This is a genomic window from Shinella pollutisoli (assembly GCF_024609765.1).
Taxonomy (GTDB): Bacteria; Pseudomonadota; Alphaproteobacteria; order Rhizobiales; family Rhizobiaceae; genus Shinella; species Shinella pollutisoli.
Window position 1 is genome coordinate 12,162 of sequence record NZ_JANFDG010000010.1, and the last position, 13,359, is coordinate 25,520.

Genomic DNA, 13,359 nt, shown 5'->3' on the forward strand with positions numbered 1-13,359 from the left:
GTTGCAACTCGGCCGCGGAACGATATTGTCGGGCGGCTAGAGAACCGGCCAGGAGGTGAAATGCCGATATCGAACGCCGCCTTCGTGCGTTCCACGCTGGTCCTGCTTCTGGCGGGGATGATCGCGCTGCTCGGCATCGTCGGCATGTCGCTGTGGCTGACGGGCAAGGTACAGAGCTATTTTGCGGAGCTGGTGGAGGTGCGCGCGGTGCGCAGCGCCGCCGCCGACCTGCTTTCGACGATCCAGGACGCCGAGACCGGTCAGCGCGGCTTCGTCATCACCGGCAACCCTGTTTTCCGCGGCCCTTACGACAATGCGCTGAAGGCGGTCGCCGAGCAGCAGCGCGATCTTGCGGAGCGCGCCGGCAGCCGGCCGGAATATGCGGGCCGGCTGGCCGAGATCGGCCGCCTCATCGACGGCAAGCTCGCCGAGCTGGCGCAGACCGTGACCCTGGTCGAGCAGGGACGGGCGGCGGACGCCGTCGCCATCGTCGAAGCCGAGCGCGGCCGCCAGATCATGGAGCGGCTGCGCGCCGAGCTCGGCGCCATCATCGCCGACGCCGACGTCCGCCTGCAGGAGGGGATCGCCGACATGCTCGGGGCCTCCGGTGCGCTGCGCTGGATGACGATCATCGGCGCCGTCGCCATCATCGGCGTGGTCGGCGGCGCGGCGCTGGTGGTCGCGCAATATACCCGCGACGTCGTCCAGGCCCGCCGCGAGGTGGAAACGCTGAACGCCACGCTCGAACGGCGGGTGGAGGAGCGCACGGAGGAGCTGATCCGCGCCAACCAGGAAGTCCAGCGCTTCGCCTATATCGTCACCCACGACCTGCGCGCGCCGCTCGTCAACATCATGGGCTTCACCAGCGAGCTGGATGCTGCGCTCGGCGCGATCCGCGCCTATGTGCTCGCCGACGACAAGACGCCGAACGCCGACGAGATCCTGGAGGCGCGCCGCGCCGCCGAGGAGGACCTGCCGGAAGCGATCGGCTTCATCCGCTCCTCGACGAAGAAGATGGATTCGCTGATCAACGCCATCCTGAAGATCTCGCGCGACGGCCGGCGCGAGCTGAAGATCGAGCGGGTCGACCTCAAGGGGCTGGTGGAGGCCGGCGCGGGGGCGGTCGCCCACCAGGTCGCCGAGTCGGGCGGCGACATCGCGATCGCCGCGACCCTGCCCACCGTGATCTCCGACCGCCTCTCGCTGGAACAGGTCTTCGGCAACCTTTTCGACAACGCCGTCAAGTATCGCGCCGAGGACCGGCCGCTCAGGATTTCCGTGACGGCGCGCGCCGGCGGGCGCGGCGAAAGCATCGTCGAGTTCACCGACAACGGCCGCGGCATTTCGGAGGAGGATCACGAGCGCATCTTCGAGCTGTTCCGCCGTTCCGGCACCCAGGACAAGCCCGGCGAGGGCATCGGGCTTGCGCATGTGCGCTCGCTGATGCGCAACCTTGGCGGGGACATCGGCGTTCGTTCTCAACTCGGGAAGGGCACGACCTTCGTCCTGCGCCTCCCGCCCGATCTCGGCAAAGTGGTAAGGAGTATGCAGGCATGAATGGTTTGGGCAAGGAAGTCACCATCGTCATGGTCGAGGACGACGAGGGGCATGCGCGCCTCATCGAGAAGAACATCCGGCGCGCCGGCGTGCACAACGAGGTCGTCGCCTTCGCCAACGGCACCGACGCGCTCGACTTCGTGCTCGGCAAGGACCGTTCCGGCGCCGTCAGCGCCGGCCGCTTCCTGCTGATCCTGCTCGACCTCAACCTGCCGGACATGTCGGGCATCGACATCCTGCAGAAGATCAAGACCAACACGCACACCAAGCGCCTGCCGATCGTCATCCTGACGACGACCGACGACGAGCGCGAGATCCAGCGCTGCTACGATCTCGGCGCCAACGTCTACATCACCAAGCCGGTGGACTACGACAGCTTCGCCCACGCGATCCGCCAGCTCGGCCTGTTCTTCTCCGTGATCCAGATTCCCGAGACGCAGTAGATGAAGGAAGGTCCGGTCCGGATTCTCTATGTCGACGACGACCCGATCCTGGCGCGTCTCGTCGAGCGCGCGCTCGGCCGCCTCGGCTACGAGGTCCTGCATGCCGAGGACATCGAACGCGGTCGCGCGCTGCTTGCCGAGGGCGGCGTGGACGCCGTCGTCCTCGACCATTTCCTGAAGTCGGGCACCGGCCTCTCCTTCCTGCGCGAGATCGCGGGCGCGCCGGGGGCCGTTCCGGTCGTCTACGTCACCGGCTCGAACGACGCGCAGGTCGCGGTCGAGGCGCTGAAGGCGGGCGCGGCCGACTACGTGGTGAAGACCGTCGGCGACGAGTTCCTGCCGCTGCTGGCGAGCGCGCTCGGCCAGGCGCTCGAGAACGCGGCGCTGAAGCGGGCGAAGCTCCGGGCGGAGATGGAGATCCGCCGCGCCAAGGAACGCGCCGAGGTGCTGCTCGCCGAGGTGAACCACCGCGTCGGCAATTCGCTGGCGCTCGCTGCAGCGCTGATCCGCCTGCAGATATCCAATGCGTCCAACGAGGCGGTGCGGGCGGCCCTCGCCGAGACGCAGGCGCGCATCACCGCGATCGCCGGCATCCACCGGCGGCTCTACACGTCCGACGACGTGCGCAACGTCGACATGGCCGCCTATCTCGGAACGCTGCTCGCCGAGCTCTCGGCCAGCATGCGCGGCGAGGGCCGGAGCCTCAGCCTGCGCCACGACCTGGAACCCCTGTCGGTGCCGACCGACCGCGCCGTCTCGCTCGGCGTGATCGTCACGGAGCTCGTCACCAACGCCTTCAAATACGCCTATGGCGAGGGCGGCGGCGAGGTGCGGGTGCGCCTCGCGCGTACCGATCCGGAAAGCGCGCTCCTCGTCGTGGAGGACGACGGGGTGGGCTGGCGCGGGGAGGGGCCCGTGCAGGGCACCGGGCTCGGCACTAAGATCATCGCCGCCATGCTCGGCAGCCTCGGCGCCTCGCTCGGCTATGCCGCGCTGCCCGTCGGCACCCGCGCCGAGCTGCGGCTGCGCGTCATGGAAAACCCGAACCCGGCGTGAGGCCGGCGGAGGCCGCGGTTACGCGGCCTTCCTGCCCTGCGGCGCGAAGCGGCCGTAGAAGGTCTCGCCCTTCGCGGCCATGTCCTTCAGCAGCGGCGTCGGCTGGAAATGCGGGCCGTATTTGGCGGCGAGCGTCTCGCAGAGCGCGACGAAGGCCTTCGCCCCCATGCCGTCGATATAGGAGAGCGTGCCGCCGGTATAGGGCGCGAAGCCGAAGCCGAGGATCGAGCCGACGTCGGCCTCGCGCGGATCGGTGACGATACCCTCCTCCATGGTGCGGGCGGCCTCCAGCGCGATGGTGACGAGGATGCGCTGCTTGAGCTCGCCGACATCCACCTCCTCGGGCTCCTTCTGCGGATAGAGGTCCTTGAGGCCGGGCCAGAGCTTCTTCTTCGCCGGCTTCGGCGGATAGTCGTAGAAACCCTTGCCGGCCTTGCGGCCGAGGCGGCCCTCCTTCTCCACCAGCCCGGCGACGAGCGCCATGTGGCGCGGGTCGACCGATTCCGGGCCGAGATCGGCGATCGAGGCCTTGAAGATCTTGTACGAGAGGTCGACGGCCACCTCGTCGTTGAGCGAGAGCGGGCCGACCGGCATGCCGGCCATCTTCGCCGCGTTCTCGATCATCGCCGCCGGCACGCCTTCGATCAGCATGTCGTAGGCCTCGGCGATGTAGCGGAAGACGCAGCGATTGACGTAGAAGCCGCGCGTGTCGTTGACGACGATCGGCGTCTTCCTGATCGTCGCGACGTAGTCGAGCGCGGTGGCGAGCGCCCGGTCGCCCGTCTCCTTGCCGAGGATCACCTCCACCAGCATCATCTTCTCGACCGGCGAGAAGAAGTGGATGCCGATGAACTGATCCGGACGCTTCGAGTTGCCGGCAAGGCCGGTGATCGGCAGCGTCGAGGTGTTGGAGGCGAAGATCGCGTCCTCCTTCAGCACCGCCTCGATCTTTTCCGTCACCTCCTTCTTCACCGTGCGGTCCTCGAAGACGGCCTCGATGACGAGGTCGGCGTCGGCGAGCGCCGAATAGTCGGCCGTCGCCGTGATGCGCTCGAGCAGCGCCCGGCCTTCCTCCTCCGTGGTGCGGCCTTTCTGCTGGGCGGCCTTCACCAGGCTTTCCGAATGGGTCCGGCCCTTGTCGGCCGCCTGCTGGTCGCGGTCGACCAGCACGACGGGAATGCCGGCGGCGGCTGTCACATAGGCGATCGAGGCGCCCATGAAGCCGGCGCCGACCACGGCGACCTTCCTGAACTCCACCTTCGGCTGGCCGGCGGGTCGCCGCGCGCCCTTGCCGAGCTCCTGCATGGAGACGAAGAGCGAGCGGATCATCGAGAAGGCTTCGGTCGTCTGCAGCACATGGGTGAAATAGCGCTGCTCGATCCTGAGCCCCGTCTCGAACGGCACCTGCAGGCCCTCGTAGACGCATTTGAGGATGGCGAGCGCGCCCGGATAGTTGCCGGCCGTCTCGCGGCGCAGGATCGCCGGCGCGGCGGGCCAGAGCTGCGCGGCCGCCGGCGTCCAGATGCCGCCGCCCGGCGCCTTGAAGCCCTTCTCGTCCCAGGGCTGGACCGGCTTCAGCCCGTCCCTGATCATCTGCTTCGCCGCCGGGATCAGCTGATCCGGCTCGACCACCTGGTGCACGAGGCCCATCGCCTTGGCGCGCGCGCCGGTGAGCGACTGCCCGGTCGTCATCATCTGCAGCGCATCCTGCGCATTGGCGAGCCGCGGCACGCGCTGGGTGCCGCCCGCACCCGGGAAGATGCCGACCTTCACCTCCGGCAGCGCGATCTTCAGCGCCTTGTCGCTGGAGGCGACGCGGCCGTGGCAGGCGAGCGACATCTCGAAGGCGCCGCCCATGCAGGTGCCGTTGATCGCCGCCACCCAGGGCTTGCCGCAGGTCTCCAGCTTGCGGAACAGCCAGGTCATCCGCCCCGCCGCGTCGAACAGCTTTTGCACCGCCGTTGCCGGATCCTCGGCCTGCGCCTGCCTCAGGAGGTCGAAGCTCGCCTGGATCATCGACAGGTCGGCCCCGCCCGAGAAGGAAGACTTGCCTGATGTGATGACGACGCCCTTGATCGCGGCATCCGCGACCACCTGGTCGATGATCCGGTCGAGCTCGTCCATCACCTCCGTCGTGAAGACGTTCATCGACTTGTCGGGCATGTCCCAGGTGACGAGCGCGATGCCGTCGGCGTCGGTTTCGATGGAAAAATTCTTGTATGCGCTCATGATGGGATTCCTCTTCCCTCGAAAATCTTGCGAACTGCCCCTCATCCGCCTGCCGGTACCTTCTCCCCGCAAGTGGGGAGAAGGATCATGCTGCGACGCCGCCGTTCCCCCTCGCCCCGCTTGCGGGGAGAGGGTGCGCCGAGCGAGGCGGGGTGAGGGGCTTCCATGCGATGCCGTTCCTCAGACCCGTTCGACGATCGTCGCCGTGCCCATGCCGGCGCCGATGCAGAGCGTCACCAGCGCGGTGTTGAGATCGCGGCGCTCCAGCTCGTCCAGCACGGTGCCGAGGATCATCGCCCCGGTCGCGCCGAGCGGATGGCCCATGGCGATCGCCCCGCCGTTGACGTTGATCCTGTCCTGAGGAATGTCGAAGGCCTGGCAATAGCGCAGCACGACGGCGGCGAAGGCCTCGTTCAGCTCGAAGAGGTCGATGTCGGACAGCGTCATGCCGGTGCGGGCGAAGAGCTTCTCCGTAACGTCGACCGGCCCCGTCAGCATCAGCGCCGGATCGGAGCCGATATTGGCGAAGGCCTTTATCCGCCCGCGCGGCTTCGCGCCGAGGATGCTGCCGCCTTCCTTCGAGCCGAGCAGCACGGCGGCCGCACCGTCGACGATGCCCGACGAATTGCCGGCGTGGTGGACATAGTTGATCGCCTCGATCTCCGGATGCGCCTGGATGGCGACGGCCTCGAAGCCGCCCATCTCTCCCGGCATCTGGAAGGAGGGCTGTAGGCTCGCCAGCGCCTGCATGTCGGTGCCGGGCCGCATGTGCTCGTCGCGGTCGAGGATCACGAGCCCGTTGATGTCCTTCACCGGGATGACGGACCTGGCGAAATAGCCGTTCTCCCAGGCATGCGCCGCGCGCCTCTGGCTCTCCACCGCATAGGCATCCACGTCGTCGCGGGAAAAGCCGTATTTCGTGGCGATCAGATCGGCCGAGACGCCCTGCGGCATGAAATAGGCCGGGAAGTTGACGGACGGGTCCATGAACCAGGCGCCGCCCGACATGCCGAGCCCGATGCGCGACATCGACTCGACGCCGCCGGCCACCACGATGTCGTCGGCCCCCTGGGCGATCTTCGCCGCGCCGAAATTCACCGCGTCGAGGCCGGAGGCGCAGAAGCGGGAGATCTGCATGCCCGGCGCCTTCGTCGAATAGCCGGCCTCGAAGGCGGCCGCCTTGGGGATCACCGCGCCCGCGTCCATCACCGGGTCGACGCAGCCCATGATGATGTCGTCGACCTTTTCCGTATCGAGGCCGTTGCGGTCGCGCACCGCCTCCAGCACCTTCGCCGCCAGCCGCACGGACGGCACCTCGTGTAGCGCCCCGTCCTTCTTGCCGCGCCCGCGGGGTGTGCGCACATGGTCGTAGATGAAGACGTCGGTCATGGATTCCTTCTCCCTGAGCGGCTTGCCGCCGGATCCTATTCGAAAAATGTTGCGACTCGCGCTAGGACGTCGTCGATGATGAAATCGGGAACACGTTCGATGAACCGGCCCCCGCGTGCCTTCAGATCGACGGCGCGCAACTGATTGCACAGGACGATGCCGCTGCTTCTTGTTCCGGCGCCGGACAATGAAACGGCAAATCCGCGAAACCGGGCGAATTCCCCGCCGGAGGTGATCGGGGCGACGATCGGAATGCTCGTCCTGTTGAAGAGAGCGTCCGTCACCACGAGGACATAGCGGGCGCCCGCCTGCTCATGGCCACGTATCGGCTCCAGGTCGACATGCCAGACCTCTCCCCGGTTCATCAGAGGACTTCCCGCCCGGTCGGCGGGTCGTTCAGCCATTCGCGATCTTCCTCGGAAAGTGGGGCATCGAGGTCGCACTCGGCGATCAATTCTTCGAGCGTATATTTGGGTCGGGTGCGCGGCACCGCGATGAGGCGGCCGTCCTCGACGGTAACCTCCACCTTGGTATTGGCCTGAAGGCCCAGCTCTTCGACGATCGGCTTGGGAACGGTCATCATCACCGATCCGCCGACATTGCGCAGTGTTGAGGTCGCCATCGTCATCTCCCTGGAAAGTTATATCAATATATAACTTCCACCCGCCCTTCACAATCCGCTCAGAATGCCTCCGCCGCCAGTTCCATCATCGTCTCCGCGCCGGCCTCGATGCGCGCCTTGCGCAGCGCGGTCTCCGGCATCAGCCGTTCCATGAAGAAGCGGCCGGTGACGAGCTTGTTCCTCAGGAAATCCTCGCGCTCGCCGGCGCCCGCGGCAAGGCCCGCCTGCGCCGCCTTGGCGATCCGCGCCCACATGTAGCCGACGACGACGAGGCCGAAGAGGTGCATGTAGTCGGTGGAGCCGGCGCCGGCATTGTCGGGCTTGGCGAGCGCGTTCTGCATGAACCACATGGTGGAGGCCTGCAGGTCGTTCAGACCCTTCTTCAGGTGCCTGGTGAAGAAGGAGAGCGTCTCGTCGTCGCGGTTCTCCTCGCAGAAGTCGCCGATCTCCTTGAACAGCGCCATGACGGCGCGCCCGCCGTTGAGCCCGAGCTTGCGGCCGACGAGGTCGAGCGCCTGGATGCCGTTCGCCCCCTCGTAGATCATGGCGATGCGCGCGTCGCGCACGTACTGGCTCATGCCGTGCTCTTCGATATAGCCGTGGCCGCCGAAGATCTGCTGCGCCATCACGGCGTGCTCGAAGCCCTTGTCGGTGAGCACGCCCTTGAGGATCGGCGTCATCAGGCTGAGGGTGTCGTCGGCCGCCTGCCGCGCCGTCTCGTCGTCCGAGCGGTGGGCGATGTCGGATTTGAGCGCGGTCCACAGCGTGAAGGCGCGCCCGCCCTCCGCCCAGGCCTTGATCGTCATCAGCGCGCGGCGCACGTCGGGGTGGACGATGATCGGGTCCGCCTTGCCCTCGGGGTTCTTCGCGCCGGAGAGCGAGCGGCCCTGCAGGCGCTCGCGCGCATAGGCGACGGCGTTCTGGTAGGCGGCCTCGGCGATCGAGAGCCCCTGCAGGCCGACGCCGAGGCGCGCCTCGTTCATCATCACGAACATGGCGTTGAGGCCCTTGTTCTCCGGGCCGATCAGGAAGCCGGTCGCCCCGTCGTAGTTCATCACGCAGGTGGCGTTGCCGTGGATGCCCATCTTGTGCTCGATCGCCCCGCAGGAGACGGCGTTGCGCGCGCCCGGCGCGCCGTCGTCGGCAAGCAGGAACTTCGGCACGATGAAGAGCGAGATGCCCTTGGTGCCCTCCGGCGCGCCCTCGATGCGGGCGAGCACGAGGTGCACGATGTTCTCCGACATGTCGTGCTCGCCGGCGGAGATGAAGATCTTCTGGCCGGAGATCTTGTAGGAGCCGTCGGCCTGCGGCACGGCCCTGGTGCGGAGCAGCCCGAGGTCGGTGCCGCAATGGGGCTCGGTGAGGTTCATGGTGCCGGTCCAGGTGCCCTCCACCATCTTCGGCAGGTAGGCCGCCTTCTGTTCGTCCGAGCCGTGGACGAGGATCGCGGCGATCGCCCCCTGGGTGAGGCCCGGATACATCATCAGCGACATGTTGGCAGACGACATGTATTCGCCGACCGCCGTGTGCAGCACGTAGGGAAGCCTCTGGCCGCCGAATTCCTCCGGCACCGCAAGGCCGATCCAGCCGCCCGCGCGATAGAGGTCGTAGGCCTCCTTGAAGCCCTTCGGCACCGTCACCGTGCCGTCGTCGTGGCGTGTGCAGCCCTCCTGGTCGCCGACGCGATTCAGGGGGAAGAGCGCTTCTTCCGCGAGCCTCGCGGCCTCGCCGGCGATCGCCTCCAGCATGTCCGCCGAGGCATCCGCAAAGCCGGGCAGGTTGTTGTGGCGCGCGAGCGCCAGCACGTCGTTCAGGATGAAGAGCGTGTCGGCCACGGGGGCCTTGTAGGTCGGCATCGTCGGTTCCTCGCCTTTCCGGACGGGCGGTCCGGGTCCGTGGGCAGGATAGTAGAAAGTTTTGACGTTCGCGTAAACGTCAAAACACGGGCATGGCGTATTCGCCGGCCGCTCCCCTTCCCGTGCCCCAGTCTATGAGCAAATCGTTAAAAAATTTCCGAAGCGGTTAACCCCTTGTTTACCACGTTTCGGGAATTGTGCGGTGAAGGACGCGGGACCGGGAATCACGTCGATTTCCCCTTGTGCGGCCCGGAGGACAGGTCCGGGAAAGACAGGGACGATACTTTTCCGCCGCGGCGTCTTCCAGGGTATTTCCCGGCGGCCCGGACGGCCGCCAAAGCGAGGCGAAAGATGAACGGATCGCGAAACCCGCAACGCCACGGCGAAAGATCCTCGCTCGACGCGCTGAACCGCACGATCGAGGGACTGGAAGCGCGCATCGAGGGCTTGATGGCGAACGGCCGCGAGCCGCGCGGACGCGGCGAGCCCGCCCGCTACGACGGCGCGCGCAGCCTGCCGCTGCGCGACGATCCCGTCTCCGAGATCATGCAGCGCCAGCGCGCCATCGACGGCGGGCGCGACCGCCTCGCCCAGCGCGCGGAACGCCGCCCGCTTTCCGCCGATCACCATGTCGCCGCGCAGCACGCCCAGAGCGCCTATGGCGGCCAGCGACCGGACGCGTCGGTCAAAGACATCGCCGAGGCGCTCGTGTCGCTCCGCCACGACCTCAAGCGCGACATCGCCGACGGCCTCGACCGCGAGATGCAGTCGCTGCGCGCCGAGATCCGCGGTATCCGCCAGATGGCCGAGGGCCGCGGCGGCGCCGACGACCTGCGCGAGGAGCTTCACCGGCTCTCCGCCGGCATCAGCCAGCTCGGCCGCCAGTCCTCCCATGGCGACGGCCTGCGCGTCGAGTTCGACGAGCTGCGCTCCGTGCTCGACGGCCTCGCCCGCGAGGATTCCGTGCGCCGCATGGAGGACCGCTGGTCGGGCGTCGAGCAGAAGCTCTCCGCCTTCGACCGGGCGCGCGACGACGAGCTGGTGGCGCTCGCCTACCGGCTCGACGAGCTGAAGGCGCAGATCAATGCCGTCAGCGCCACGCCGGCGATCCGCGCGCTCGAAGGCCGGATCGAGCAGATCGCCCATGCCATCGACACGCTCGCCCACCGTCCCGAGCCGGACGGCGGCCGCTTCGCCTCGCATTTCGAGGGCCTGGATGCCCGTCTCGACGAGATCAGCCGGGCGATCGCCGCGAGCGGCCGCATGCAGCAGTCCTCCTCCGCCGACCACACGATGATGCAGCGGCTGGAAGGCCGCATCGCCGACCTCGCCGGCCAGCTCGACCAGATCGCCCGCCGCCCGGTTCCGGCGGCCGACCAGGGCCTCGGCCTGCGCATCGAGGCGCTGGCGGGCCGCATCGAGGAACTGGCGGGCGAGCAGGCGGCGCTGCGGCTGGAGGAGCGCATCGAGCAGCTCTCGCAGATGCTGGAGCAGAACCGGCAGGCACCCGCCGCCGGCGGCGACGAGCTCGCCTATTACCTCTCCGACATTTCCCGCAAGATCGAGGCGCTCGACCAGGGCAGCGTCAACGGTGAGCTTGCCGAGCGGCTGGACGCGCTCGCCCGCCGCATCGATGCGCTCGACGTGCCCGTCGGCAGTCCCTTTGCGGAAGACCGCTTCTCGAAACTCGAAGGCCGCCTCTCGGCGATCGCCGACCGGCTGGACGCGACCCGCACGGCGCCTGCCGGCGACCACGAGGCGCTGCGCGGCCTGGAGGCACAGATCGCCCATCTCTCGACGCTGATCGGCGGTGCGCCGTCCGCGGGGCCTGCCGGCCTGCCGTCGGAGGTCGAAAGCCGCCTCGCCACGATCGAGGACTACATGGCGACCAACGACGAATATATCGTCGAGGCCGCGCGCCAGGCGGCCGAGGCCGTCATGGAGGCCTATCGCCACACCGGCTCCGCCGGCGCGCCCGCGCCGGCCGACATGGATGCCATCGCCGGCCTCGCCGACGACCTGCGCACGCTCGAGGAACTGACCCGCTCCAGCGAGGAGCGCACCGCCCGCACCTTCGACGCGCTGCACGAGACGCTCGTCCAGATCGCCGGCCGGCTGGAGCAGCTCGACGCTCCGCGCGAAAGCTTCGGCCGACGCGAGGCGCCGATGCCGCGTGCGGACATGCCGGACATGCGGCTCGCCGAACCCGAAGAAGCGCCGATCCGCCTGCGCGAGGACGAATACCCTTTTGACGACGGCGACTTCGACCTCGTCGAGGACCGCCCGGCCGAACCCGCCCGCCGCCAGGACGATGCGCTCGCCGACGCCGTCTCCGAGGCAGCCGTCGCGCTTGCCGATGCCGGCGAGCTCGCGACGAAGGCCGAGCCGCAGAAGGGCGGGCTCCTCGCCGGCCTGAAGCGCCGCCTCAAGCCCGGCCGCCGCGAGCCCGCCGCCGAGCCGGAGCGCCGGCACGTCGACCCGACCCCCTCGATCGATCCGGTCGACGAGCTGGCGCCGGAAGAAGCCAACCAGCTCCTCGAACCCGGCTCCGGCGTGCCGGACGTGCGCCGCATTCTGGAGCGCGTGCGTGCCGGCCAGACCGCGTCGGGCCGTGCAGGCCTCGACGGCGGGGCGGACAAGTCCGACTTCATCGCCGCCGCCCGCCGCGCCGCGCGCATGGCCGCCGAGGAGGCGGATTCGATGGCCCGCGTCGCCCCGGCGAAGAAGGCGGAGAAGGCCGCCGGCGCAAAGCCCGCTTCCGCGCTCGCCCGCCATCGCCGGCCGATCCTGCTGGCCGTCGGCGCCGTGCTGCTCGCCATCATGTCCTATCCGCTCGTCAGCGCGCTGACCAGGGGCGACACGGCGCCCCCGGTCGCCGTCGAGCAGGCCGCCGTCGCGACCGATGCGGCCGTTCCCGTGCAGGACGAAGCGGCGGCCGTCACCGGGACGGAAGCCGCCGTCTCCGACGGCGCGGCCGACACGGGTGCGGATGCGGCGGCCGACGAGGCCCTGCCGCCCGTGACGGATACGCATGCGGGCGCGGACATGCTGACCCGCCCCGCCGACGATGCGGAAGAGAACATGACGGCCGGCTTCGAGCCGGTGACGGCGGAGAGCGGCGAGGCCGCCGCGGACACCGTCGAGGCCGTGCCCGCCGGGGAGGTCGAAACGGCGGCGATCGTCGTGCCGGAGGCCATCGCCCCGGCCTCGCTCGCCAAGGCGGCCACGGACGGCGATCCGCTGGCGCTCTTCGAAATCGGCGCGCGCTACACCGAAGGCCGCGGCGGCGTCGCCGTCGATCTGAAGGAAGCCGCCCGCTGGTACGAGCTTGCCGCCGGACGCGGCTTCGCGCCGGCCGAATACCGGCTCGCCAACCTCTACGAGAAGGGCCAGGGCGTCGAGCGCGACCTGGCGCGCGCCCGCGATCTCTACCGGCAGGCCGCCGAGAAGGGCAATGCGAGCGCCATGCACAATCTCGCCGTCCTGCTCGCCACCGGCACCGGCGATGCGACGCCGGATTTCGACGGCGCGGCGAAATGGTTCGAGAAGGCCTCCGACCTCGGCGTGCGCGACAGCCAGTTCAACCTGGCGATCCTCTACGCCCGCGGCAACGGCGTGACGCAGGACCTGGAAGAGTCCTACAAGTGGTTCGCCATCGCCGCCCGCGACGGCGACCGCGATGCGGCCGGAAAGCGTGACGAGGTGGCCAACGCCATGCGGCCCGAGCAGCTTTCGAGCGCCAAGGCGAAGGTCGAGCTGTGGAAGCCGCAGCCGCTCGACGACAAGGCGAACGCGGCCGACCTGCCCGACGAATGGGCGGGCACCGCCACCAAGACCGCCAGCGTCGACATGAAGAAGGCGATCCGCAACATCCAGGCGATCCTCAACAACAACGGCTTCAACGCCGGCGCGCCGGACGGCCAGATGGGCAAGAAGACGGTCGCCGCCATCAAGGCCTTCCAGAAGTCCGTCGGCCAGCCGGAGACCGGCGAGATCGACGACGCGCTGGTGACGGAGCTCCTGAAGCGCAACAAGCAGCCGGAGTGAGCCGGGCGGCCTCGAAAACGGGCCGCTCCGGTTGACTTATCCACAGCCTGCGGGCATGACGCTCCATAGAAAAACCACATGTTGCCTCAGGATGATACGCGTCCGACGGACGTCTTCATCCACAGGGCGGCGACGGCGCGGTCTTCGGGCCGCGGCGACA

At 68.7% G+C, this 13,359-nt stretch carries 9 protein-coding genes; 4 read left to right on the top strand and 5 right to left on the bottom strand.

Annotated features, from left to right (window positions below; genetic code table 11):
* Positions 1–60 precede the first annotated feature (60 nt).
* The 3 genes from NNZ72_RS09975 to NNZ72_RS09985 are packed head-to-tail and all read left to right on the top strand — an operon-like array spanning position 61 to position 3,056.
* Positions 61–1,557, top strand: coding sequence for a sensor histidine kinase (locus NNZ72_RS09975; RefSeq protein WP_257315154.1), 1,497 nt, complete (start codon positions 61–63; stop codon positions 1,555–1,557).
* Positions 1,554–2,000, top strand: coding sequence for a response regulator (locus NNZ72_RS09980; RefSeq protein ID WP_306766247.1), 447 nt, complete (start codon positions 1,554–1,556; stop codon positions 1,998–2,000). The genes NNZ72_RS09975 and NNZ72_RS09980 overlap by 4 nt, the downstream gene beginning before the upstream one ends.
* A complete protein-coding gene (locus NNZ72_RS09985) occupies positions 2,001–3,056 on the top strand; it encodes a sensor histidine kinase (protein WP_257315155.1) in 1,056 nt (351 codons plus the stop codon).
* Between the two features lie 18 nt (positions 3,057–3,074).
* On the opposite strand, the gene NNZ72_RS09990 is transcribed toward NNZ72_RS09985, so the two are convergent.
* The 5 genes from NNZ72_RS09990 to NNZ72_RS10010 form a co-directional block, all read right to left on the bottom strand.
* Entirely contained in the window at positions 3,075–5,285 is a 2,211-nt protein-coding gene (locus NNZ72_RS09990) for an FAD-dependent oxidoreductase (RefSeq protein WP_257315156.1), read from the bottom strand.
* Positions 5,286–5,465: 180 nt separating this feature from the next.
* Complete coding sequence (locus NNZ72_RS09995; RefSeq protein WP_257315157.1) at positions 5,466–6,674, bottom strand: acetyl-CoA C-acetyltransferase; 1,209 nt, start codon at positions 6,672–6,674, stop codon at positions 5,466–5,468.
* Between the two features lie 35 nt (positions 6,675–6,709).
* Positions 6,710–7,078 (bottom strand): type II toxin-antitoxin system PemK/MazF family toxin, encoded by a 369-nt coding sequence (locus tag NNZ72_RS10000; protein WP_306766248.1) that lies wholly within the window; start codon positions 7,076–7,078, stop codon positions 6,710–6,712.
* Positions 7,039–7,296 carry an AbrB/MazE/SpoVT family DNA-binding domain-containing protein gene (locus tag NNZ72_RS10005; RefSeq protein ID WP_257315158.1) on the bottom strand — a complete coding sequence of 86 codons (258 nt, stop codon included), beginning with the start codon at positions 7,294–7,296 and terminating at the stop codon, positions 7,039–7,041. Before NNZ72_RS10005 ends, NNZ72_RS10000 begins: the two co-directional genes overlap by 40 nt.
* A 59-nt stretch (positions 7,297–7,355) precedes the next feature.
* Positions 7,356–9,152: an acyl-CoA dehydrogenase C-terminal domain-containing protein gene (locus tag NNZ72_RS10010; protein ID WP_257315159.1), complete on the bottom strand. Its 1,797-nt coding sequence runs from the start codon at positions 9,150–9,152 to the stop codon at positions 7,356–7,358.
* Positions 9,153–9,503: 351 nt separating this feature from the next.
* Between NNZ72_RS10010 and NNZ72_RS10015 the strand changes: the two genes are divergently transcribed.
* The gene (locus NNZ72_RS10015) at positions 9,504–13,199 is read left to right on the top strand and encodes a peptidoglycan-binding protein (RefSeq protein ID WP_257315160.1); all 3,696 of its coding nucleotides are present in this window, start codon (positions 9,504–9,506) and stop codon (positions 13,197–13,199) included.
* Positions 13,200–13,359 lie beyond the last annotated feature (160 nt).

What these genes read in the sequence shown, in the direction of transcription:
- NNZ72_RS10010 (WP_257315159.1), bottom strand. Translation starts at nt 9,152, where the DNA reads ATGCCGACCTACAAGGCCCCCGTGGCCGACACGCTCTTCATCCTGAAC.
- NNZ72_RS09990 (WP_257315156.1), bottom strand. Translation starts at nt 5,285, where the DNA reads ATGAGCGCATACAAGAATTTTTCCATCGAAACCGACGCCGACGGCATC.
- NNZ72_RS09975 (WP_257315154.1), top strand. Translation starts at nt 61, where the DNA reads ATGCCGATATCGAACGCCGCCTTCGTGCGTTCCACGCTGGTCCTGCTT.
- NNZ72_RS09995 (WP_257315157.1), bottom strand. Translation starts at nt 6,674, where the DNA reads ATGACCGACGTCTTCATCTACGACCATGTGCGCACACCCCGCGGGCGC.
- NNZ72_RS10015 (WP_257315160.1), top strand. Translation starts at nt 9,504, where the DNA reads ATGAACGGATCGCGAAACCCGCAACGCCACGGCGAAAGATCCTCGCTC.
- NNZ72_RS10000 (WP_306766248.1), bottom strand. Translation starts at nt 7,078, where the DNA reads ATGGCTGAACGACCCGCCGACCGGGCGGGAAGTCCTCTGATGAACCGG.
- NNZ72_RS09985 (WP_257315155.1), top strand. Translation starts at nt 2,001, where the DNA reads ATGAAGGAAGGTCCGGTCCGGATTCTCTATGTCGACGACGACCCGATC.
- NNZ72_RS10005 (WP_257315158.1), bottom strand. Translation starts at nt 7,296, where the DNA reads ATGGCGACCTCAACACTGCGCAATGTCGGCGGATCGGTGATGATGACC.
- NNZ72_RS09980 (WP_306766247.1), top strand. Translation starts at nt 1,554, where the DNA reads ATGAATGGTTTGGGCAAGGAAGTCACCATCGTCATGGTCGAGGACGAC.